This window comes from Nonlabens ulvanivorans (assembly GCF_000732625.1).
GTDB classification, from domain to species: Bacteria; Bacteroidota; Bacteroidia; order Flavobacteriales; family Flavobacteriaceae; genus Nonlabens; species Nonlabens ulvanivorans.
Map to the genome: position 1 here is coordinate 586,911 of NZ_JPJI01000026.1, position 22,181 is coordinate 609,091.

The window sequence follows — 22,181 nt, forward strand, 5'->3', positions numbered from 1 at the left end:
ATTTAAAAAGGACTTTTCTTGTCCATAAATGTTTGCAATATAATAGTCGCGGCGATTTCATCTACTAGCGCCTTATTCCTACGCTTGGATTTACTCAATCCACTATCAATCATAGTCTGAAAAGCCATCTTTGAAGTAAATCGCTCATCGACTCTTTCGATAGTTATGTGAGGATATTTTTCTTGTAATGCTTTCGCGAAAGCGTGAATAACACTACCCAACTCACTATCTGTATAGTCCATCTGTTTAGGCTCACCAATGACAATGGTTTCTACATCTTCAGACTTTAAATACTTTTCTATAAAAACCGACAATTCATGCGTCGCAACAGTAGTCAGTCCAGACGCAATAATTTGCATAGGATCTGTTACCGCGATACCGGTTCGTTTTTTACCATAATCTATAGCCAGTATTCTACTCATAAGAACTGCAAAAATAAGGTTATTTGTGAACTAGTTGCTAAAATCGAGCCAAGGCATGAAAACCTATAAATGTTTCCATTTATATTTGTAAAAAATCAAAAGCTTTGGATCAATTACAAAACGTTATAGAAGCAGCATGGGATGATCGTTCCCAGCTAGAGAATGCAGTAACTCAAACTGCTATTAGAGAGGTTGTAGAAATGTTAGATCGCGGTACTTTGCGAGTGGCACAACCTAGTGAAGATGGTTGGGTCGTAAATGAATGGGTTAAAAAAGCAGTAGTTCTTTATTTCCCTATACAGAAAATGGAGACTATTGAATGTGGTCCATTAGAATTTCACGATAAAATTCCGCTTAAAACTGGATATGCAGATAAAGGAATACGTGTTGTACCACATGCCGTTGCTAGACATGGTGCTTATATTTCAAAAGGTGTCATAATGATGCCTAGTTATATCAACATAGGTGCCTATGTAGATGAAGGCACCATGGTTGACACTTGGGCTACCGTAGGTAGTTGTGCTCAAATTGGAAAAAATGTACACTTAAGCGGTGGTGTAGGTATAGGTGGTGTTCTTGAACCATTACAAGCCGCACCAGTAATTATAGAAGATGGCGCGTTTATAGGATCTAGATGCATCGTTGTAGAAGGAGTACATGTAGAAAAAGAAGCCGTGTTAGGTGCAAATGTTGTACTTACAATGAGTACAAAGATTATAGATGTTACCGGTGATGAGCCAGTTGAAATGAAAGGACGTGTACCTGAAAGATCAGTAGTGATTCCTGGCAGTTATTCAAAAGAGTTTCCTTCTGGAACTTATAATGTACCATGTGCATTAATCATAGGTAAACGCAAAGAAAGTACTAATAAAAAGACTTCTTTGAACGACGCGTTGCGTGAGTATAATGTAGCAGTTTAGTGAATATACTGCTCATTCAATATAAAATGATAGGTGATGTACTGACCAGTACTATCATCGCAGAGCAGTTAAAAATCATCTATCCAGACGCTCAAATTCATTATCTGATTTCTAAAACAGCACTTGCTGTTGTAGAAGGTAACACAGCTATTGATAAATTTATTTGTGTAGACAATAAAGAGTTTGATAGCTGGAGAGGTGTGTTCACGCTTGCGCGAAAGCTCAAAAAAAACAACTATTCTATTTCCATAGATGCCTATGGGAAAAACAACAGCGCATTACTATCTAGAATAGTGGGCGCTGTTCAAAGAATAGGATATAAAAAGTGGTTTGCACCATGGGTTTACACAACCGCTATAAAAAATAGTCCTGATTCTGCAATTTATAAAACAGGATTATCATTAGGTAGTCGCTTGCTTTTAACCACATCGTTGACTCAAAACGTACAATGGGATTTATTACCTAAAATTCATCTTTCTGAATCCGAAAAGCAAGAAGGTAAGAAATGGTTGCTAGAAAACGGGCTTGATTTGAACTCACCTATTACAATGGTGAGTGCTTTAGGGTCTAGTATGAACAAGACTCTACCTTTGATTTATATGGCACAAGTTGTTGACCTAACGGTTCAAGAAAGTGGTAGTCAGGTACTTTTTAATTACCTGCCTTCACAAAAAGATCAAGCTTTTGAAATATACAATGCTTGTCTACCTGAAACACAAAAACATATTTTTATAAACGCGATTACTCCTAGTTTACGTGACTATCTAAAAGTTCTTCACCACTGTACTACTGTAATAGGCAATGAAGGTGGCGCTATAAATATGGGTAAGGCACTGGATATACCTAGCTTTGCTATTTTCAGCCCATGGATCAATAAACGTTCTTGGAACGCTGGTGAAGATGGAAAGAAACACATTTCTGTTCACCTTAAAGACGTTAAGGCAGAACTTTATGGTACAAAAAAAGCGAGTGCTTTTAAAAAACAAGCGCAAGAACTATATCAACATTTTAAGCCTGAGTTAATGTTTGAAAATTTGAAAAAGTTTGTGGATGGGAATTATTAAAATTGCCGCCTCAATTAAGATTTTTTCACAATTCCATAAGGCGTGTAGTCCTTCTTTTCAGTGCGAGTAGCTTTTCTTATGGCTAGATTTTTATCTATTGATTCTTGGTTTTTATAACCACGCGCATGGTCTAAATGTAGACATATAGCACTATATCTAATCTGTTTAGACTTAATACCATAATTGAATAAGCGTTCTCCTAGTTCTCTATCCTGTCCGCCATATTGCATACGCTCGTCAAAACCATTTACAGCTTTTAAATCGGTTAACCAGCCACTAGAGTTGTGACCATTCCAACTAGCATTAGTAGGCGTTAAACGTTCCATAACTCCTGCCTGAACAAATCCTGAAGTAAGCTTTTGGTTTTTATAAGAAGATGGCAACCCATTTTCTTTCAACCATTTTAAATCAAAACACTTTTGCGTTGCTATATCTTCCTTAGTAATGGATTGAGATAAATCAAGAGGTAATTTATAGTAACCACCAGATAGAAAATATCCTGGCGAACGGCGCTCGTAATGAATCTGTAAAAAGTCTTCTCTAGCAATACAGTCTCCGTCAGTCATGACTACATATGGAGAAGTACAAGCCATCAATGCTTTGTTAAGAATCTCACTTTTTTGAAAACCATTATCCTCATGCCAGACATGAATGATAGGTTTTGAAGAAATGGTTCTATAATGATCTATAAAATCTTTAGTTTCTTGACCACTTCCATCATCTGCAATTACGATTTCAAATTCCCTAAAGATTTGATGCTCATAACTCCACAAGGTTTTTTCTAACCACTCTACTGAGTTATATGTACTAATGACAACAGATATAGACGGATTTTCTATCATAAAAAAGAATAATACTGTAAATTTCGACAAATTTAGTGATTCATAAGCGGTTATATGAATTACAAGTTTATTTTTGCTCAGTAAACCCCAGAACCTACCTGCCATATGTCTAAAGTTTCATTATCTGCTATAGTACCTGCATACAATGAGGCACACAATATTGTTGAAGTTTTAAAGAGTGTTGATTTTTGTGATGAAGTTATCTTAGTAGACAGTAATAGTACTGACAATAGTATAGAACTAGCACAACCACATATCACAAAACTATTAACTAGAGAGTACGTACATAGTGCTTCTCAAAAAAACTGGGCAATCCCGCAAGCAAAACATGAATGGATTCTATTAGTAGATGCAGATGAGCGAGTAACGCCTGCATTAAGAGAAGAAATCCTCACACTACTAGAAACTATAGATGATCGTGAAGAAGTAGGTTACTGGATGAAGCGTCGCAACTTCTTCATGGGAAAGCAAATACGCCATAGTGGATGGAAAAATGATCGCGTTATACGTCTCTTTAAAAAATCTAAATGTAAATATGTTGATAAACATGTACATTCAGAAATTGAGGCCGACGGTAAAGTAGGTTGGTTAGAAAACAAACTATTACACTACAAGTATATAAGCATCGATCATCATGTCGATAAGTTACAACGATACGCAGGTTTACAAGCTCGTGATTTTGATAAAAAAGTAGGGAAAATAACAGCCTTTCACGTTGTTATTAAGCCCATGTGGGGTTTTACAAAACATTACTTTGTACAACTAGGGTTTTTAGACGGTTTTGTAGGGTTCTCAATTGCTTACTTAAGAAGCTATGGGATCTTTATGCGTTATGTAAAGTTATGGCTTTATCGTCGCGATCTGGAGTAAACTACCCTAGCTTTTCTTTTAATTTTTCAGGTGTGAGTTTAAAATAATCCATCAAGGCGTTCCATTGTACCCTATTAAGATCTTGACCTTTATTTACCGTTTTAAGAGCAACAAATTGTGTTCCTATAATAGGCACTGGATCGATGATCTCTGAACTGTTCTTAATTGATAAAGTACCATTTAACACAGCCATCATTTTAAACCATAGATCGTCTGCCTTAGGAGCTAGTTTCATAAACAATTCTACATCCTGCACTCTACTATCTAGACTACCTGCTGGATACAACACACAAAAAGCACCTACTGGCATGACCAGTTGAGAATATGGTGGCATTTGATTTATGAAAGGCCACTTTCCATAGGACAATAACTTGCCATCTTTATAGGTAATATTACGACAGCGATTTCCTATGACGCTTTGTGGATACTTAAGATACTCTTCATAAGTGATCCTTAACGTAGATGGATGGTAAATTACATCATCATCACAGGTAATGATAGCTTTATCTGGAAATGCCTCTAGGCTATGAATCAACTTGCGGTGTGAAAATCCATATTTAGAAAATCGAATCTCAAATAAATCACCTTCTAATTTGCGCAATGAAGCCGGGATTTCATCTTTCAAATCTTTCTTGAGCCATAATATAATTTTTTCTGGCTGGTATTCTTGCATCATCATACTACGTATGGTGATTGATAATGTTTTAAGTCTCGTAGGGATTGAAGTAAGAGATACAATTACCGGAATACGTTTCACCGGATTCTTCCCTAACTTCTTTCTAGAAATACATAACATTTTAGCGCTATGATAAATGGAACCTGGTATTTCACTTAACTTCATAGCTATTTGTTTCCTTTAAAAATAGATTTAAACTTATTCTTCAAACGCTTCTTCCGATGAAAAGCTTCTTGAAAGTCCTGTGTGTACTTCCACATTTGTGCAATTGTTTCCTCAGGACGCTTCCGCGAAAGAGTAGCATATTCCTTTCCCATTACTTCATACATCCATTTATGAGGTGACAGTCTTTCAAAATTTTTAAGACGGTCATCCCATGGAATCTCATAAAACTTCATGCGGTTCAAATCGACCAAAGTAAATTCATAATGATCACCTACCTTAGCGATTAAGGTGTTTCCTGGTGAATTATCTAAAAAATAAACACCGGACTCGTGCATATGATAAATAAATCTAGTAAACTCTTTTAGAATTTGTTCCTTATCTTCTATTGAGTCGTCATTAATAAGCTCTCGATAGGTAAAATCGCAATTTAATTGCTTTGAAATATAGAAACTAATACCAAAATTAAACAAGGATTTTTGTTCTAGATAAGCGATAGGATCTGGTGTACCTATTCCTTTTTCCATAAGGATTGTAGCATACTCAAAAGAACGTTGTGCTTTTGATTTTCTGAAAAATCTATATACTATTTTATTAATAGCATTAGGCTTTCTGAATCTCTTAAAATTAAGAGATTCACCATCTACATCAATAACTTTTACCACATTACGTCCATCGTGTAATGACTTTCCTATCTGGTCAAAACGAGTAATCGCTCCTTCTATTGAAGGTTTTAAATATTGATATGAATCTTGATAAACGCTTTTCATGTGTCAAAACTACGAGAAGTTGATAAATACACATCCTTTGTTTTGATTTATATTTTATATTTAGAGTAGTTTTTATTCTCGATAATCGTTTTGTAAAGTTCATAAGTTTGTAAAGCGACTTTTTGAGCAGTAAAATTGGAATTAAAAATATCTATAGCATTTCTAGAAAATTGTTTTCGCAGTTGCGTATTATTTGCAAGTTCAACTAAAGAAGTTGCCATTTTTTTAAAATCTTTTACGGGAACTACATAACCGTTTACACCATTATTTATGGCATCTGGAATGACACCTACGTTAGTACTTATAACAGGTAATCCATGACACATGGCTTCTAGCACCGCACTTGGTCCACCTTCACGTTCGGAACTCATTATAAATATATCAAATGATTGTAGGTATCCACTAGCATTATCAGTAAATCCATAAAATTGAATGTAATCCTGAATTTTATATTCTGAAATTTGACGGTTTAATTGCTCTGTTAATTTACTTAAGTAGCCAAACTGGTGTACTTTGAAATCCTTATATCCTAAATGATTTACAGTATAATCAATAGTCTTAATGAGAGTTTCTAAATCCTTTGCAGCATTATGATTTGCGATATTAACTACATGAATAGAAGTATCATTTTTCACGATAATATCCTCAACTAGCGCAGATTGTGATTCACATCGCTCTCTTAAAACACCATCTGTTATTATTTCTAGTTTGTGATAGTTTTTTTTAAACATCACTACGTTTTCCATTGCTACTTTAATAAAGGTAGAAATGCATAAGATTTTATCAATTTTATAAAAATTGTACTTAAACTTACTTAGAAAGCTCATACTTGCACTCATTCCTTTTTTAGACATTACCACAGGAATTTCTAGCTTATGGAATAGATAAGCAAAATAGAAAAGTGTAATTGCATTACTGGTATGTAAATGAATAAGGTCTGGCTTTATTTGAGTTGCTAAATCTCTTAGCATCTTTTGTGAACTACGGCTTTTATATTTTCTTGGGCTTTCATGAATTACAAAACTTGGAAATTCTACTAATTTTTGTTTTAGAATTCCGTGTGGTAATAAAAAAACATGATTCTCAACACCATGTGCCATCATAGCTTGAGCAATATCTATTAACTGCTGCTCATTACCACCATAAGGTCTATGGCCGTTAAGATGTAGTATTTTCATGATTTACTTTATCCAAATATCTAACTTTTTAAAATAAAAAAGGGTTGTCACATGGACAACCTTTAATAAGTAATTAGTTAAATTGTTATTTAAACCAATTGACATTGTGGTAATAAACATTAGAATTATCACCATTTACTTGATGATTTATAGATCCTGTAACACTGTATTTAGTACTACGCCCAGAGCTACTTGTAGAGGAACTACTTACATTATGGGTACCAATAACATGTTTTCTGTTTCCCTTAGCTGGGTTACTACAGTCATAAGATCCTGAAATGTTTACCGGTATGCTATGCTCAACTGCTCCTTCAAATCTTGTTATTTGAATGAGTCCATTTAGATTATAACTTAATAACCTTTCAGTTTGATTTGCATCTTTCCAACTTGAGCTTTTGTAACTCATTCTAAAATTAACAGAATATTCAATTTCCCAATTGTAACCAGCAAAACTAGTTTCTATCTTTTTAAATTCATGAACCAATCTATATTTTAAAGATTTAGGGAATGGATTTCCACATCCATTTCTGTAATAAACTCTATTAAATTGTTCCCATTCTTTTTCCATCACGTAGTGATTACTCGACTTAGCTAAGTCAGTTGGGAAGTTTTGATCCAACGAAGATGAAATATTAATTCGTCCAATTTCCTTTACTGAACCATCATGATCCTTGATTGATATTGAACCATTATTTATTAAAAGTAACTTGTCATTAATAGTACAGTTACCATTTTTATTCAAAATTGCAGCTAAAAATCTCGGGCTATTATTTAAAAGATCATGATTATCACTTAAAAATAAACTATTTATATTATTTTGAGTTATCCACTCGATAACCTGTTCCTCTGTTTCAAGATCAGTTACTTGATCTACAGTTTTCATAAAGTGATCTAAATCATCAAATTTCATCATTGAATCTGATGATTTTTCTCGTAATACTTCTTCTTTCTCACAAGAAATAAATGCTACGCATGCAAATGCGATTAAAAATAATTTTTTCATAGTTTTTTTGGTTTTATTATTTTACGAAAATAAAAGGTTAAAATATTTTACAGGATTCTCCCACAATACCATGCAGTTATGATTACGTAAATTATCATAGTTAATTTTTCATTTACTTTAATATAGTCGTGAGCTTAATCGTAATTTTGCCAAAAGAGCTTTTGAATACCTAGAAGTCTAATAATACAGTAGATTATGCCACGACGCAGTGAACGCGATAGAAACAGAAGAGATCAAGTAAGAGGACGCACTCCTAGCAAGAAAAAGCAAGAAGTTGTAGACTTACCTATGGAAGATGTAAGAGAAGCAGTTACTGCTTTAAAGAAAGGTAAAATTATTCTTTATCCTACAGACACGATTTATGGTATAGGCTGTGATGCCACTAACTATGATGCTGTAGAAGAACTTTATAAAATTAAAGAAAGAGATCCAGCAAAATCACTAATTATCTTAGTAGATAGTTTTGACATGTTAGACCGTTATATTGAAGAAGTGCCAGAGATGGCATGGCAAGTTTTAAAATTAAATAAAAAGCCACTTACTATAATCTATGACAGGCCTAAAGCTGTTGCAGAGAATCTAATCGCCACAGATAATACACTAGCCATAAGAGTGACTAACGATCCAGTATGTCGTGCATTGATCAGAGGATTAAGAAAGCCTATCGTTTCAACTAGCGCAAACTTAAGTGGAGAAAAAACTCCCGTAGGATTTATAGATATAAGTGAAGAATTGAAAAGTAGAATAGATCATATCTTAGATTTACCACTTACAAAAACTAATGTCCCACCATCATCCATCATTAAAATATCAAATGATGGAACAATGAAAATATTGAGAAAGTAACATCATGGAGCAACTGCAATTTAAAGATGCAATCTCACATCCAGTATTCAAAACCATTAGTGAAGCTGCAGCAGCAATAGGAGTTGACGCATATGTTATAGGTGGATTTGTAAGAGACTATTTTCTCAAACGTGGTGCAAAACAAGATATAGATATCGTCGCAGTAGGCAGCGGTATTGAACTTGCTCAAAATGTAGCAAAATTGTTACCGCAAAGCACTAAGGTATCTGTTTTTAAAACCTACGGTACCGCCATGGTAAAAACCGATGATTTTGAACTTGAATTTGTCGGTGCTCGCAAAGAAAGTTACACTAGAGATAGCCGCAATCCCATCGTTGAGGATGGTACTCTAGAAGATGATCAAAACCGTAGAGACTTTACCATTAACGCCATGGCTTTCTCATTAAACCCAGAAAACTACGGACTTTTAGTAGACCCATTTAATGGAATGGCAGATCTTGAAAAAAAGATTATTAAAACCCCATTAGCACCGGACGTTACTTATAGTGATGACCCATTACGCATGATGCGAGCCATTAGATTTGCTGCTCAATTAAACTTTAGGATTAACGATGATTCATTTCACAGTATAAAGAATAATGCAAGTCGCATTAAAATCATCACAAACGAACGTATTATCAGAGAATTAAATAAAATCATGATGTGTAATGAGCCATCTCATGGATTTATTTTATTAGAGAAAACAGGTTTGCTATCTTATTTCTTGCCAGAGCTTACTGCACTAAAAGGCATTGAAGAAGTAGAAGGTCAGAAACATAAAGACAACTTTTATCATACCCTAGAAGTAGTCGATAACATCTCTCGCAAGACAGACAATTTATGGTTGCGATGGGCTGCTTTATTACATGATATAGGTAAGGCGCCGACAAAGAAATTTAGTAAAAAAGCAGGCTGGACCTTCCATGGTCACGAATTTAAAGGAGCTAAGATGGTCTATCATCTTTTCAAACGTTTAAAGATGCCACTTAATGATAAAATGAAATTTGTGCAATTAATGGTGCGCATGTCCTCTAGACCTATAGCAGTCATTGATGAAAGTGCTACAGATAGTGCTGTACGCAGACTAGTCCATGATGCTGGCGATCATATTGAAGACTTAATGACATTATGTGAGGCAGACATCACTACAAAAAATCCATATCGCTTTAAAAAGTACCATAACAACTTCCAAAAAGTAAGAGATAAAATTATAGAAGTTGAAGAACGTGATCATGTACGTAATTTTCAGCCACCAGTTAGTGGAGAGGAAATCATGAAAGCTTTTAACTTACAACCATGTCGAGAGATAGGTATGATCAAAAGCGCGATTAAAAACTCCATCCTCGATGGCGATATCCCTAATGAACATGATGCAGCCTATGCTTTTATGATTGAAAAAGGTATAAAACTAGGCCTTACACAAGTAGAAGAACTTTAAGAGTATCGCTTTCGCGAAAGCGGAACACAATTGCTATCTTTAACCTATGAAAAGGAATGTTTTATATATTATTCTATTGTATTTGATAAGTTGGAACGCTAACTCACAAATAGACAACGACAGCAACCTAGAACAATTCAATTTATATGTATTGCCACAAGCACAAATTGAGGTTCAACTAAGTTTTGATAGTAGAATACTGCGCAACGATCCTAGAGCATTCTCTGTAACACCAGGTCGAGAAGGAATAGATATGATGGCTATTTATAGAGAAAAACAAGATCTAGAAGAGAAAGAATACATACCTTTTGTAGTTGCTCATTTTGAACGTAAAAGACAGCAACAACAGGAACAACAACAAAGTACTTTATCTAGACCATCGAGTCTTACCGTTCAAAATCCGTACTATAGTAATTCAAACTACACGCTTCAACAACTGCGACGACAGAGTTACTTTAATCAATTATACAGACCTATTTACAGATATTAAATGATCAATAAACAAGAAATTACAGACAGATTTATTAGCTACATCACTATTGATACAGAATCTGACCCTAACAGCGAGACTACACCTAGTACCGAAAAGCAATGGGATCTAGCACGTAAGCTTCATCAAGAACTAACTGACATGGGAATGAGTGATGTGAGTATTGATGAGAATGCATATGTCATGGCTACACTGCCATCTAATGTTGATCATGATGTTCCGGTTATAGGTTTCATATCACATTTTGATAGCACGCCAGACTTTACAGGAAAAAATATCAAACCTCAAATCATCCATGATTATGATGGTGGAGATATACCGCTTAAAGGCAGTGACCTTATTTTAACACCAGACTATTTTGAATCTTTAACTCAATATAAAGGGCAAACGATAATAACCACAGACGGTACTACCCTACTCGCAGCAGATGATAAAGCAGGTATCACAGAAATCATGACTGCAATGAAGATAATGATTGATAATTCATCTATAAAACACGGTACTATTAAAGTAGGCTTTACACCTGATGAAGAAATAGGACGTGGCGCACATAAATTTGATGTAGAAAAATTTGGAGCAGATTGGGCATATACAATGGACGGTAGTCAGATAGGTGAGTTAGAATATGAAAACTTTAATGCTGCTGGAGCCGTGGTAACATTCCATGGTAAAATTGTACATCCAGGATATGCAAAAGGTAAGATGATTAACTCTATGTATATAGCGCAAGAGTTTATCGAGTCACTTCCTAGAATGGAAACTCCAGAACATACTGAGGACTATCAAGGCTTTTTTCATTTACACAACATGAAAGGTGCAGTGGAAAAAACAGAACTACAATATATTATTAGAGATCATGACCGTGGCCATTTTGAAGCCCGTAAAGAAGTAATGATGAAACTTGTTACTGATTTAAACGCACAATATGATCGTGAGGCTGTAACCATTGAAATTAAAGATCAGTATTTTAACATGCGTGAAAAAGTTGAGCCAGTAATGCATATTGTTGATGTGGCAGAGAAAGCTATGCGTGAACTAGGTATAGAACCACTTATCAAACCAATTCGCGGCGGAACAGACGGCTCTCAATTAAGTTATATGGGATTACCATGTCCTAATATATTTGCAGGTGGCCATAACTTTCATGGACCTTATGAGTACGTGCCAGTTGAAAGCATGATGAAAGCTACAGAAGTTATTGTGAAAATAGCAGAGTTAGTCGCTGTGGACGCTAACGGTTAAACGATTAACTTTAAATTAGATATCGACGCACGTTATCTCAATAATTACATCTAGTCACTACAAACTAAACTATGAAAAAAATAATTTTAACAGCGATTGCAATTTGTACATTAAGCATTGCTATGGGGCAACAAGAAGAACTAACAGATTCACAAGAACGTATGGAAAGTTTCAATTCTGTTAAAAAACATGAAGTCAGTCTAGATGTTGTCGCAGCTATTGCTGGTTTAGGTATCAACCCAAGATATGAGTATGTTTTAGGAAGGTATTCTGGTGTTGGAGTTGATCTTAATATCGGGATTTTTGATAACGATGATAATTTTGAATACATAGAAACATTTAGTTTAACGCCGTATTATAGACAATACTTTTTTTCAAAAGAAGATTATGGTGCTAAAGGCTTTTATGGAGAAGGATTTGTAAAAGTTTTCACCTTTGATGACGGTTATTATGAAAATGATATTTTTGGTTCTGGAAGCTACAGGACTGAGTCTTATACCGAGGCTGCCATCGGTGTTGGTATAGGATGGAAATGGGTAAGCGACAGTGGTTTTTTGATAGATATAGGTTTTGGAGTTGGTCGTAATTTAGGCATTGCGAGTGACCCACAAGATTATGAACTACCTGCCGTTGCTGGTCGTGGTGGAGTCAACTTTGGGTGGAGATTCTAATTAGAAATTTATACTTAAAACGAGCCTAGCGGCTCGTTTTTTTTATCCCACAATCCTTAATAACAGCTAACATGGCAAATCCTAAGGCAAAGAACACACAAGAATACATCTCCTTTTTTCCAAAATGGAAATCTCATTTCAATACTATTTACAATGTGTTACAAAACACAGAACTTGAAGAGTCCATAAAATGGGGAGCACCATGTTATACCTTAAAAGGTAAAAACTTAATAGGTATGGTAGGTTTTAAAAATCATTGTGCCGTATGGTTTCACAAAGGTGCTCTTTTAAAAGACAATAAAAATGCATTGATAAATGCGCAACCTGGCAAAACCCAATTATTAAGACAATTACGCTATTGTGAATCTGACATGGTAGGTATTGAATTACTTGAAGAATATATTATAGAGGCTATCGCTATAGAAAAAAATAATACATAATGCCAGAGTTACATTTAAAGACTTATATAAAAGCTCCTATTCAAATCGTTTTTGATCTAGCTAGAAGCATCGATTTACACATGCTATCACTAGAACACACTAATGAAAAAGCGGTAGCAGGCAGAACTACTGGCCTAGTTGAGAAAAACGAGACCGTTACCTGGCAAGCTAAACATCTAGGAATAACGCAAAAACTCACTAGTCATATCACTGACGTAGAACCTTATCATTTTTTTGCAGATGAAATGCTCCGTGGAGCTTTTAAAAGTTTCAGACACGAGCATCATTTCGAACAATTGGAAAATGGTGACACTTTTATGCGTGATGTATTTTCATACACTTCACCATTGTGGTTTTTAGGCAAAATTGCAGATAAATTTTTCTTAGAAAACTATATGACTAAGTTATTAGAGCAGCGCAATTTAACACTCAAACAGGTCGCCGAAGATGGTAGATGGAAAGAGTTGCCCGGTATGGACAAACACTTATAACTAGCAAAGCTTTCTTTTAAGTCTTCAATACAACCTATAACCAGCGACAATTTTAAATATAAAAAGCCCTTGATTTCTCAAGGGCTTTTTATTTACGAAGTAAAACTTCTTAATTTTCTTTAGGTGCTGCAGTTAGCTTTTTAGATAACTCAGTAGAAATCGCTGATCTCTCAAAAGTTATTTTTCCTGCTCCAGTTTCAACTTGAACAGTACCTTTATCTGCATTGATCTGGCTTATTTTTCCGTGTATCCCACTGGACATAATAACCTTATCACCTATTTTAAGAGTCTCTGCAAACTCTTTTTCTTCTTTTCTGCGTCGGGCCTGTGGTCTTAAGATGAGGAAATAAAAAATCACCACCATAAGTGCAATAGGTCCCCATTGCATGATCAAATCTTGATTCATCAATTATGCGTTAGGAGCAGCAGGCTTAGCCTTAGGAGTAACAAATCCTTTGATACGAATAGACTCAGTACCAGATTCAGTGTTTGCCTTAATTGTAACCGTTTTAGTCTGGTTATTAGGTTTTCCGTTAGTGTTAAATTTAACTAACATAGATCCTTCTTCACCTGGAGCGATAGGCTCTTTAGACCAAGTAGGAACAGTACATCCACAGCTACCTTTTGCGTTAACAACGATAAGTGGTGCGCTACCTGTATTTTTAAATTTATATTCATGCTCTACAACAGTACCTTCATCAACAGTACCAAAATCATACTCTACCTGCTCAAATGTCATTGCAGGAAAATCTCCAGCAACTGACTCACGCTCTGCAGCGGCAGTTAAGTTTGCTTCATCAATCGTTGCAGCAGCTTTCTCATTACAACCTGTAATTGCCATTGTAGCTATAGCAGCTACCATTAAAACCAATTTTTTCATAATATAATTTTTAAATTCTTTTTTAGAGTATTGCAAATGTAACTAAAAGAACGATTTACATCAAGCCACGACCTGATTTATTAAGAACACCTTCTGTTTCATATTCTTTAGACAGGTTATCTAAGATACCGTTTATAAAGAAGCTACTTTTAGGAGTAGAATAATCCTTAGATATTTCTAAATATTCATTAAGACTTACTTTAACTGGTATGCTATTGAATTTAAGGAACTCACATTGCGCCATCATGATTAATACCAGATCGATTTGTGCAATACGATCTTGTTCCCAATTAGGTGTTTTTCCTTCAATACGTTCTAGAAACTCTTCTCTATTAAACAAAGTTTTTCTAAAAAGGTCCATCGTGAACTTTACGTCATCCTCATCTTTAATAAGCTCTGGTAATTTAATTTCCTTTCCAGGTTTTATCTTACGCAAGAACATTATCATAGCAGAGTTTACTAATGGATAATCGTCTGTCCATGTGATATTCTCATCTTCTAAAAAGTCAAGAATTTCATCGTTAGGAGCAATTATGTCTGTATATATTTGAGTTAAGAATTTAAGATCTGCTTTAAGCGACTGATCTGGTTCACTCATATAGATGACATATGTTTTACTCGTTGTAATCTGGTTATACAGATTTTCAACATATCTAACATTAAGATGCCATGGTTTAAGATCACGCTGTTTAAGAGCATCAACTAGAACCTGACTTTCTCGCAGTTTCGTTAGTATTTTATTATCTATAAAATTACGGGTTGGATTAAGATCAGAATCTGTTGCCAGATGACGTTGCTGTCCTTTAATTACTTTATCCTCTGCTAATTTGTGTATTTCTACAAGTAATTGAGTCATGTATAAAAACAAAGAATAGGTCTTTGTCATGCTTTGATTTAAGAAAGTTTCAAATTCTTTAATCTCTGCATTCTCCTGCTTCTGAAAAGCAAAAATGGCTTGCATCACTTTGATACGTAGTTGTCGACGGGTAAGCATAAGAACGTTTTTTAAGTATACGCTTTCGCGGAAGCGTTATTTAAATATTAATAAGGCCCAACGGACCATAATTGAAAGGACAAAGTTACTACTTTACTGGCAACTTATCCACGGTTTTCCTGACGACGAGCATCAATACGAGCTTGTGCAATTTGCAACGCTGCGGTATGAGTAGTCACACCATTTTGTTGCGCTTTGTTTAAAATCTCGATGGTCGTAGTATATATGTTCTCTGTTTTACGCATGATTTCAGAACGGTCATAACCTTCTAACTCTGCATAAACATTAATAATTCCACCTGCATTGATTAAGAAATCTGGTGCGTAAACAATACCACGTTGTTGTAGAAGCATACCATGTTTACTTTCATCTGCTAGTTGATTATTTGCTGCTCCAGCAACAATATCTGCTTGTAATTTCTGGATGGTATTATCGTTTACCGTGGCACCTAATGCACATGGTGCATAGATATCCATCTTTTCGGCATGAAGATCAGCGCCTGTATAGATTTTTGCTCCGTACTTTGAACTTACTTCTTCTAAACGATCTTGATTAATATCTGCGATATAAACTTTAGCTCCTTCTTGAGTAAGATATTCTACAAGGGTTTCTCCTACATTACCTATTCCTTCTACATAAACAATTTTATCTTCTAGAACATCGCTTCCATATTTATATTTTGCAGCCGCTTTCATTCCCATAAACACACCATATGCAGTTATAGGAGATGGATTACCTGCTCCACCTTTTTCTTGAGAAATACCGGTAACATATGGCGTTACCTCACGCACTGTATCCATATCACCTGTAGTCATTCCTACATCCTCGGCAGTGATATACTTTCCACTTAAAGAATGTACAAACTCTCCAAAACGACGCATCATTTCTGGAGTTTTTTGAGTTTTGGCATCACCTATTATAACGGCCTTTCCTCCACCTAGATTTAATCCCGTAATAGCACTTTTAAATGTCATTCCACGAGAAAGACGTAAAGCGTCATTTAATGCAGCCCATTCATTGTCATATTGCCACATACGTGTCCCACCTAAAGCTGGACCTAGAACAGTATTGTGAATTCCTATGATGGCTTTTAAACCTGTATCTTTGTCATTACAGAAAACGACTTGTTCGTGATCGTCAAAAGACAACTGTCCAAAAACAGGATCTTGGTTAATAATCTTTTCCAATGTAGTATGTTGAGACATGAATGATTTTTTAATGGCTGTTTTAAATACTCTTAAAAAGCGTGCAAAAATAACGTCATTTTAGCAACTTAACAATAACACTGACTTAAATTCGCGTTTAGAATATAGAAAGTAAATTCTTTGAAGGATTTTTACCTATTATGAAGGAACTTAAAAAGCTCAATAAACTTTTTGTAAAGTACAAGTGGCAACTGCTAGGAGGATTTCTAGTAACCATAATTGCACGAGTACTTTCCATCTTCTTACCTAAATATATAGGTAAAATCATCAACTTACTTAATGATTGGGGTAATGGTAACATTACAGATGAGTCATTTCTCAATGATCAATTGTTATTATACATCGGTATTATTCTAGGTACAACATTACTTTCTGCAGGACTTACTTTTGTAATGCGTCAGTTAATTATTGTGGTATCTAGACATTTAGAATATGATCTCAAAAACATCATCTATAATCAGTATCAAAGATTATCACTAGGCTTTTACAAGCAAAACCGAACTGGTGATCTAATGAATCGTATTAGCGAAGACGTCTCAAAAGTACGCATGTACATGGGACCAGCTTTAATGTATAGTGTTAATATGATTACCTTATTTGCTGTAGTGATACCTGCCATGATTTACACGGCTCCTACTCTAGCTATTTACACCATCATACCACTTCCCTTTTTATCAGTAGCGATATATTTAGTTAGCCGCGAGATTCAGAAACGTTCAAAACTGGTTCAAGAACAACTCTCTAGTTTAAACACGATTGCTCAAGAATCTTTTAGCGGAATATCTGTTATAAAGGCTTACAATTTATCACAACAAATGAATGAGCAGTTCACTGTTGTTGCAAATGACAGTAAAGAAAAAAACATAGACCTAGCTCGTATTCAAGCCTTGTTTTTTCCTTTAATGGTCTTACTTATAGGCCTTAGTAACATTCTAGTCCTATATATAGGAGGAAAACAAGCAGCAGAAGGCATTATTGAAGTAGGTGTCATTCCAGAGTTCTTAATTTATGTCAACATGTTAACCTGGCCAGTAGCCGTTGTCGGTTGGGTAACTAATATGGTACAACAAGCAGCCGCATCACAAAAACGTATCAACGAATTTCTAGATATCAATCCCGCAATTCAAAACATGGTTGAAACAGATACGCCGGTTACCGGAAACATCACTTTTAACCATGTGAATTTTGTTTATGAGGATACTAATATACAAGCACTTAAAGATGTAAGCTTCACTATTGAAGCAGGTAAAACATTAGCCATTTTAGGTAAAACCGGTAGTGGTAAATCTACCGTACTTGAATTAATAGGTAGATTATATGATGTTACCGACGGCACTATAATAGTAGACGACTACCCTATTAAAGACCTTAACCTTGATAAATTACGACAGGCTATAGGATATGTACCGCAAGATGCGTTTCTATTCTCTGATACAATAGGTAATAATATTGCATTCGGTAAAAAGGATGCTAGTAAGGATGAAATAATTGAAGCTGCAAAAAATGCAGTAGTTCACAAAAACATTATAGACTTCACTAAAGAATATGATACGGTATTAGGTGAACGAGGTATAACCTTAAGTGGTGGACAAAAGCAACGTGTTTCAATAGCACGAGCGATTATCAAAAAACCTCAAATCTTATTATTTGACGATTGTCTAAGCGCGGTAGACACAGAAACTGAAGAAAAAATTCTAAATAATCTCAAAAAAGTGACTGAAAACACTACCACTATCATCGTTAGTCACCGAGTAAGTAGTGCAAAAAATGCAGATCAAATTATTGTATTAGATGAAGGTCGTGTTGTTGAAAATGGCAATCATGACTCTTTAATTAAAAACAATGGCTATTATGCAGAACTGTATACAAATCAAATGATGGAAGACGATCGTTAAATAATCTAGAATCTAGCGATTCTAAAAAAACATGATAGTTTAACCTTTTTAAATCCCTTTTTAAACCACAAACTATCAACTACTTCACACAATAAACCGATAATCTCTTTCCCATTTAACATTTTTTTATATTTTTGGGCTTATTGACAACCTTGAAATAGCATAATGAGCGATAGAGATTACAAAGATCAAGAAGATATTTTTTCAAAAGTAGTACGTGCAGGACGACGCACTTATTTCTTTGACGTGAGGTCAACTAAAGCAGATGATTATTACCTAACCATCACTGAAAGCAAAAAGTTCACCAATGACGATGGTAGTTTTCACTTTAAAAAACATAAAATTTATCTTTATAAAGAAGATTTTGCAGAGTTTGAAAGTACTCTTGCAGAAATGACACAATTCATCATCAAAGAAAAAGGTGATACGGTCATTTCAGAAAGACATCAGGCAGATTATAATCCGGCTGCTCATGCAACAGAAACGGTACAAACAGAAACTACTGAAGCAGCACAAAGCTTCACAGACGTTAGTTTTGATGACATATAAGTACATCACAAAGATTTCTTAAAGCCTTTCATTTTGAAAGGCTTTTTTTATTTTTAAACTTTAACAACCTACTATGTATAAAGCAATACTGATGGTGGCTTGTCTCGCTTTCGCGAAAGCGTTAACAGCACAAACACTAGTCGATCCTACATTAAGCTATTATTTACCAAATCCATCAACCACTTACAATAGTGAGATTTCTACACCACAAGAAGTACTAGGTTACGTACCGGGAAAATGGCATGTCACTCACGATAAACTTACAGAATACATGCGTGTTCTGGCGCGTGAATCAGATCGCATAACTTTAGAAAATCGAGGCACCACTTATGAAGGAAGACCACTGTTGCTACTGACAATTACGTCGCCTCAAAACCATGCAAATATTGAACAGATACAGGCTGATCACATAGCATTATCTGATGGCAGCAATGCATCTACCGCAAATATGCCTATCGTAGTTTATCAAGGGTTTTCTATACATGGTAATGAGCCCAGTGGATCAAATGCGGCTCTTCTTCTCGCCTATCATCTTGCTGCTGGAAAAGGATCTGAGATGGATGAATTACTGAATAATACCGTCATACTTTTTGATCCTAGTTTTAATCCAGATGGATTGCAGCGATTTGCTGGTTGGGTCAACCAACATAAAAATGAGAATATAAATCCAGATTCTTATGACCGTGAATATAGCGAGGCATGGCCTGGTGGACGCACTAATCACTATTGGTTTGATATGAATCGTGACTGGCTACCTGTTCAATTACCAGAATCTCAAGCAAGAATTGAGACCTTTCATAATTGGATGCCTAATATTCTAACAGATCATCACGAGATGGGAACTAATGCAACTTTCTTTTTCCAGCCAGGAATTCCATCACGCACGCATCCCTTAACACCAGCAATGAATCAACAGCTGACTCGTAAAATAGGAGATTTTCATGCAGCAGAATTAGATAAAATAGGATCACTTTATTATACTGAAGAAAGCTATGACGACTTCTACTATGGTAAAGGATCAACGTTCCCAGACGTTAATGGCTCTATAGGAATTCTTTTTGAGCAAGCTAGTTCTCGTGGACATGCTCAAAATTCTGAAAATGGAGTGTTGACGTTTCCATTTACTATACGCAACCAGTTTACGGCAGGCATTTCTACACTAAAAGCCGCAGTAAGTATGCGTCAAGAAATCCTAGATTATCACAAAAAGTTTTATGCCGATGCTCGTAAAGAAAATAATAATGGTGCCATCATTTTCGGAGATTATACTGATGCTGGTAGAACTGATGCACTTGCAGATATTTTAATGAGGCACAAAATAGAAGTGCGTTCTTTAAAAAATAATGTCACTAAAAACGGTAAAACTTACAAAAAGGACTATGCTTACATCGTTCCAAAAAATCAAAAGAATTCGCGATTGATTAAAGCGATGTTTGAAAAACGCACCACTTTTCTAGACAGTTTGTTTTATGATATCAGTGCGTGGACTTTTCCGCTAGCCTTTGATATGGATTATGATGAGAATGCTAGTTTAAATGATGCTATGGATGAATTAGCATATAAGAACGGTATTGGTAAAATAAATTCGTCTGACTATGCTTATCTCATGCCGTGGAATGAGTATAAAACGCCTAAGATTTTAAATATTTTGCTTTCTGAAGGAATACGTGCAAAGGTGGCAATGAAAGAATTTACTATTGAAGGTAAAGATTATGACTATGGAACCATATTAATTCCTGTTCAAAATCAAAAATGGGATGCGTCTGAGTTTGCAGATCGTCTAGGAGATATTGCCATCCATGAAGGCATAAGCTTTTATGGTGTTCAATCTGGACTTACTAAAGGCATCGATCTAGGTTCTCGACAGTTTAGAGCATTAACCTTACCTAAAGTTGCTTTATTAATAGGCGATGGAATTAATCCTTATGATGCTGGCGAGATTTGGCACTTACTAGACCAGCGTTATGACATGGTGGTAACTAAGATAGATGTTAATGATATTAATCGTAAAGATTTATCGCGCTACAACACCATTATTGTTCCAGCAACCTATGGTAGCCCAGAAAATGAGGTTGTCGATCAACTTAAAGAATGGACACGTGCTGGTGGAACTTTAATAGGTTATCGCAGTGCGTTAAGATGGATGAGTAGTTCTAAATTATTACCGCTTACTTTTAAGAGTATCGATAATCCAGCAAACAACATCACCTTTGAACAACGTTCTGATTTTTATGGAGCACAAAATATAGGTGGTGCCATTTTTGAAACTCAACTAGATCGTTCACATCCTATCGCATTTGGATTTAAAGATGATCAATTACCTATGTTTAGAAACACACGACTATTTATTGAACCTCATTCAGACTCTTTCAGAAACCCGATACGTTATACAGATAACCCTTTGATGAGTGGTTATATCTCAGACCTGAATTTAGAAGTGTTGAAAAATACGGTTCCATTTCAGCATAACAATTATGGGCGAGGTGATGTTATAGGTTTTACTGACAACACACAGTTTAGAGCTTTCTGGTATGGAACAAATAAACTATTAATGAATGCTATTTTCTTTGCAGAGGAGATGTAGGTTTTATTTTAAGTTTTAGATTGCTGGGCTGTTAGGATGCTGGGTTAATTAAAAGTAAATAATGTTAGACAATATTATACATGTATTAATAGCTATTTTGAATCTGGTTTGTTTTGGGTATTTAATTCATGTGATCGGTGGATTGATTAAATATAGAAAAAATGTATTTGAACATAGAAACAAAGCTTTAAGCATTATTATATTAGTTCTAACCATATTCCAAGTATCTAAAAAACAACAAGAAGAATTACAATCATTTAATGTAAAACCTCTAAATTCTAGTAACATAAAGATATCTATTGAAGATAACTGGTTCAGTGATTTGAATGTCATAAGTTATAATTCAAATCAGCATCAACCACGCATAGCGACTTTATCTCACACCGGTCTTATAATGGGAATCGACTATCAGGCTATTTCAATTAATTTCACAATAAATTCAAATCAAGAATATATAAAAGTACAATACTTCAAAAACTATAGAATCTATGGCAATACCATTTATAGAAGTTTAAAATCATCAACTATGCGTATTAAATAGATGAATTA

24 protein-coding genes are annotated in these 22,181 nt (G+C 35.0%); 14 read left to right on the plus strand and 10 right to left on the minus strand.

The window, feature by feature from the left end; all coding sequences use genetic code 11:
* Positions 1-2 precede the first annotated feature (2 nt).
* On the minus strand, positions 3-422 hold the full coding sequence (gene ruvX / locus IL45_RS06550) for a Holliday junction resolvase RuvX (protein ID WP_036581722.1): 420 nt from the start codon (positions 420-422) through the stop codon (positions 3-5).
* A gap of 104 nt (positions 423-526) precedes the next feature.
* On the opposite strand from ruvX, the gene IL45_RS06555 reads away from it, so the two are divergent.
* The gene (locus IL45_RS06555) at positions 527-1,342 is read left to right on the plus strand and encodes a 2,3,4,5-tetrahydropyridine-2,6-dicarboxylate N-succinyltransferase (protein ID WP_036581723.1); all 816 of its coding nucleotides are present in this window, start codon (positions 527-529) and stop codon (positions 1,340-1,342) included.
* On the plus strand, positions 1,342-2,406 hold the full coding sequence (locus IL45_RS06560) for a glycosyltransferase family 9 protein (RefSeq protein WP_036581724.1): 1,065 nt from the start codon (positions 1,342-1,344) through the stop codon (positions 2,404-2,406). The genes IL45_RS06555 and IL45_RS06560 overlap by 1 nt, the downstream gene beginning before the upstream one ends.
* A 14-nt stretch (positions 2,407-2,420) precedes the next feature.
* On the opposite strand, the gene IL45_RS06565 is transcribed toward IL45_RS06560, so the two are convergent.
* On the minus strand, positions 2,421-3,248 hold the full coding sequence (locus IL45_RS06565; protein WP_036582118.1) for a glycosyltransferase family 2 protein: 828 nt from the start codon (positions 3,246-3,248) through the stop codon (positions 2,421-2,423).
* Between the two features lie 105 nt (positions 3,249-3,353).
* Here IL45_RS06565 and IL45_RS06570 point away from each other — a divergent pair, with 105 nt between their 5' ends.
* Complete coding sequence (locus IL45_RS06570) at positions 3,354-4,118, plus strand: glycosyltransferase family 2 protein (protein ID WP_036581726.1); 765 nt, start codon at positions 3,354-3,356, stop codon at positions 4,116-4,118.
* Position 4,119: 1 nt separating this feature from the next.
* Here the strand turns inward: IL45_RS06570 and IL45_RS06575 are convergent, their stop codons facing one another.
* From IL45_RS06575 to IL45_RS06590, 4 genes are all read right to left on the minus strand, one after another.
* Positions 4,120-4,959 (minus strand): glycosyltransferase family protein, encoded by an 840-nt coding sequence (locus tag IL45_RS06575; RefSeq protein ID WP_036581729.1) that lies wholly within the window; start codon positions 4,957-4,959, stop codon positions 4,120-4,122.
* 2 nt (positions 4,960-4,961) lie between these two features.
* Positions 4,962-5,726 (minus strand): lipopolysaccharide kinase InaA family protein, encoded by a 765-nt coding sequence (locus IL45_RS06580; RefSeq protein WP_036581731.1) that lies wholly within the window; start codon positions 5,724-5,726, stop codon positions 4,962-4,964.
* A 47-nt stretch (positions 5,727-5,773) separates the two neighbouring features.
* A complete protein-coding gene (locus IL45_RS06585) occupies positions 5,774-6,904 on the minus strand; it encodes a glycosyltransferase family 4 protein (protein WP_036581734.1) in 1,131 nt (376 codons plus the stop codon).
* Positions 6,905-6,989: 85 nt separating this feature from the next.
* The gene (locus IL45_RS06590; protein WP_036581738.1) at positions 6,990-7,907 is read right to left on the minus strand and encodes a hypothetical protein; all 918 of its coding nucleotides are present in this window, start codon (positions 7,905-7,907) and stop codon (positions 6,990-6,992) included.
* 195 nt (positions 7,908-8,102) lie between these two features.
* On the opposite strand from IL45_RS06590, the gene IL45_RS06595 reads away from it, so the two are divergent.
* From IL45_RS06595 to IL45_RS06625, 7 genes are all read left to right on the plus strand, one after another.
* Positions 8,103-8,753, plus strand: coding sequence for an L-threonylcarbamoyladenylate synthase (locus IL45_RS06595; protein ID WP_081866554.1), 651 nt, complete (start codon positions 8,103-8,105; stop codon positions 8,751-8,753).
* Positions 8,754-8,757: 4 nt separating this feature from the next.
* A complete protein-coding gene (locus IL45_RS06600; protein WP_036581741.1) occupies positions 8,758-10,191 on the plus strand; it encodes a CCA tRNA nucleotidyltransferase in 1,434 nt (477 codons plus the stop codon).
* A 46-nt stretch (positions 10,192-10,237) separates the two neighbouring features.
* Positions 10,238-10,681 carry a hypothetical protein gene (locus tag IL45_RS06605; protein WP_146128671.1) on the plus strand — a complete coding sequence of 148 codons (444 nt, stop codon included), beginning with the start codon at positions 10,238-10,240 and terminating at the stop codon, positions 10,679-10,681.
* Positions 10,682-11,923, plus strand: coding sequence for a peptidase T (gene pepT, locus IL45_RS06610; RefSeq protein WP_036581746.1), 1,242 nt, complete (start codon positions 10,682-10,684; stop codon positions 11,921-11,923).
* Between the two features lie 71 nt (positions 11,924-11,994).
* Positions 11,995-12,594 carry a hypothetical protein gene (locus tag IL45_RS06615; protein ID WP_051788676.1) on the plus strand — a complete coding sequence of 200 codons (600 nt, stop codon included), beginning with the start codon at positions 11,995-11,997 and terminating at the stop codon, positions 12,592-12,594.
* Between the two features lie 71 nt (positions 12,595-12,665).
* On the plus strand, positions 12,666-13,034 hold the full coding sequence (locus IL45_RS06620) for a DUF1801 domain-containing protein (protein WP_036581749.1): 369 nt from the start codon (positions 12,666-12,668) through the stop codon (positions 13,032-13,034).
* Complete coding sequence (locus IL45_RS06625) at positions 13,034-13,525, plus strand: SRPBCC family protein (RefSeq protein ID WP_036581751.1); 492 nt, start codon at positions 13,034-13,036, stop codon at positions 13,523-13,525. The genes IL45_RS06620 and IL45_RS06625 overlap by 1 nt, the downstream gene beginning before the upstream one ends.
* Positions 13,526-13,634: 109 nt before the next feature.
* Here IL45_RS06625 and yajC read toward each other — a convergent pair whose 3' ends face one another.
* The 4 genes from yajC to IL45_RS06645 all read right to left on the minus strand — a co-directional run bounded on the left by yajC (position 13,635) and on the right by IL45_RS06645 (position 16,604).
* Entirely contained in the window at positions 13,635-13,931 is a 297-nt protein-coding gene (gene yajC / locus IL45_RS06630; RefSeq protein WP_036581753.1) for a preprotein translocase subunit YajC, read from the minus strand.
* A gap of 3 nt (positions 13,932-13,934) precedes the next feature.
* Complete coding sequence (locus IL45_RS06635; RefSeq protein ID WP_036581755.1) at positions 13,935-14,405, minus strand: DUF1573 domain-containing protein; 471 nt, start codon at positions 14,403-14,405, stop codon at positions 13,935-13,937.
* Positions 14,406-14,460: 55 nt separating this feature from the next.
* Positions 14,461-15,399 carry a transcription antitermination protein NusB gene (locus IL45_RS06640; RefSeq protein ID WP_051788677.1) on the minus strand — a complete coding sequence of 313 codons (939 nt, stop codon included), beginning with the start codon at positions 15,397-15,399 and terminating at the stop codon, positions 14,461-14,463.
* 104 nt (positions 15,400-15,503) lie between these two features.
* Entirely contained in the window at positions 15,504-16,604 is a 1,101-nt protein-coding gene (locus IL45_RS06645; RefSeq protein WP_036581759.1) for a Glu/Leu/Phe/Val family dehydrogenase, read from the minus strand.
* Between the two features lie 140 nt (positions 16,605-16,744).
* Between IL45_RS06645 and IL45_RS06650 the strand changes: the two genes are divergently transcribed.
* The 4 genes from IL45_RS06650 to IL45_RS06665 all read left to right on the plus strand — a co-directional run bounded on the left by IL45_RS06650 (position 16,745) and on the right by IL45_RS06665 (position 22,173).
* Positions 16,745-18,499 carry an ABC transporter ATP-binding protein gene (locus IL45_RS06650; protein WP_036581762.1) on the plus strand — a complete coding sequence of 585 codons (1,755 nt, stop codon included), beginning with the start codon at positions 16,745-16,747 and terminating at the stop codon, positions 18,497-18,499.
* A 165-nt stretch (positions 18,500-18,664) separates the two neighbouring features.
* Entirely contained in the window at positions 18,665-19,048 is a 384-nt protein-coding gene (locus IL45_RS06655; RefSeq protein WP_036581765.1) for a PUR family DNA/RNA-binding protein, read from the plus strand.
* Between the two features lie 73 nt (positions 19,049-19,121).
* The gene (locus tag IL45_RS06660; RefSeq protein ID WP_036581768.1) at positions 19,122-21,632 is read left to right on the plus strand and encodes a M14 family metallopeptidase; all 2,511 of its coding nucleotides are present in this window, start codon (positions 19,122-19,124) and stop codon (positions 21,630-21,632) included.
* A 61-nt stretch (positions 21,633-21,693) separates the two neighbouring features.
* Positions 21,694-22,173: a hypothetical protein gene (locus IL45_RS06665; protein WP_146128672.1), complete on the plus strand. Its 480-nt coding sequence runs from the start codon at positions 21,694-21,696 to the stop codon at positions 22,171-22,173.
* Positions 22,174-22,181: the final 8 nt, after the last annotated feature.

Bases quoted from the DNA above. Each gene is read 5' to 3' on its own strand.
- ruvX (WP_036581722.1), bottom strand. From the start codon at position 422: ATGAGTAGAATACTGGCTATAGATTATGGTAAAAAACGAACCGGTATC.
- IL45_RS06565 (WP_036582118.1), bottom strand. From the start codon at position 3,248: ATGATAGAAAATCCGTCTATATCTGTTGTCATTAGTACATATAACTCA.
- IL45_RS06570 (WP_036581726.1), top strand. From the start codon at position 3,354: ATGTCTAAAGTTTCATTATCTGCTATAGTACCTGCATACAATGAGGCA.
- IL45_RS06575 (WP_036581729.1), bottom strand. From the start codon at position 4,959: ATGAAGTTAAGTGAAATACCAGGTTCCATTTATCATAGCGCTAAAATG.
- IL45_RS06580 (WP_036581731.1), bottom strand. From the start codon at position 5,726: ATGAAAAGCGTTTATCAAGATTCATATCAATATTTAAAACCTTCAATA.
- IL45_RS06585 (WP_036581734.1), bottom strand. From the start codon at position 6,904: ATGAAAATACTACATCTTAACGGCCATAGACCTTATGGTGGTAATGAG.
- IL45_RS06590 (WP_036581738.1), bottom strand. From the start codon at position 7,907: ATGAAAAAATTATTTTTAATCGCATTTGCATGCGTAGCATTTATTTCT.
- IL45_RS06595 (WP_081866554.1), top strand. From the start codon at position 8,103: ATGCCACGACGCAGTGAACGCGATAGAAACAGAAGAGATCAAGTAAGA.
- IL45_RS06600 (WP_036581741.1), top strand. From the start codon at position 8,758: ATGGAGCAACTGCAATTTAAAGATGCAATCTCACATCCAGTATTCAAA.
- IL45_RS06605 (WP_146128671.1), top strand. From the start codon at position 10,238: ATGAAAAGGAATGTTTTATATATTATTCTATTGTATTTGATAAGTTGG.
- pepT (WP_036581746.1), top strand. From the start codon at position 10,682: ATGATCAATAAACAAGAAATTACAGACAGATTTATTAGCTACATCACT.
- IL45_RS06615 (WP_051788676.1), top strand. From the start codon at position 11,995: ATGAAAAAAATAATTTTAACAGCGATTGCAATTTGTACATTAAGCATT.
- IL45_RS06620 (WP_036581749.1), top strand. From the start codon at position 12,666: ATGGCAAATCCTAAGGCAAAGAACACACAAGAATACATCTCCTTTTTT.
- IL45_RS06625 (WP_036581751.1), top strand. From the start codon at position 13,034: ATGCCAGAGTTACATTTAAAGACTTATATAAAAGCTCCTATTCAAATC.
- yajC (WP_036581753.1), bottom strand. From the start codon at position 13,931: ATGAATCAAGATTTGATCATGCAATGGGGACCTATTGCACTTATGGTG.
- IL45_RS06635 (WP_036581755.1), bottom strand. From the start codon at position 14,405: ATGAAAAAATTGGTTTTAATGGTAGCTGCTATAGCTACAATGGCAATT.
- IL45_RS06640 (WP_051788677.1), bottom strand. From the start codon at position 15,399: ATGCTTACCCGTCGACAACTACGTATCAAAGTGATGCAAGCCATTTTT.
- IL45_RS06645 (WP_036581759.1), bottom strand. From the start codon at position 16,604: ATGTCTCAACATACTACATTGGAAAAGATTATTAACCAAGATCCTGTT.
- IL45_RS06650 (WP_036581762.1), top strand. From the start codon at position 16,745: ATGAAGGAACTTAAAAAGCTCAATAAACTTTTTGTAAAGTACAAGTGG.
- IL45_RS06655 (WP_036581765.1), top strand. From the start codon at position 18,665: ATGAGCGATAGAGATTACAAAGATCAAGAAGATATTTTTTCAAAAGTA.
- IL45_RS06660 (WP_036581768.1), top strand. From the start codon at position 19,122: ATGTATAAAGCAATACTGATGGTGGCTTGTCTCGCTTTCGCGAAAGCG.
- IL45_RS06665 (WP_146128672.1), top strand. From the start codon at position 21,694: ATGTTAGACAATATTATACATGTATTAATAGCTATTTTGAATCTGGTT.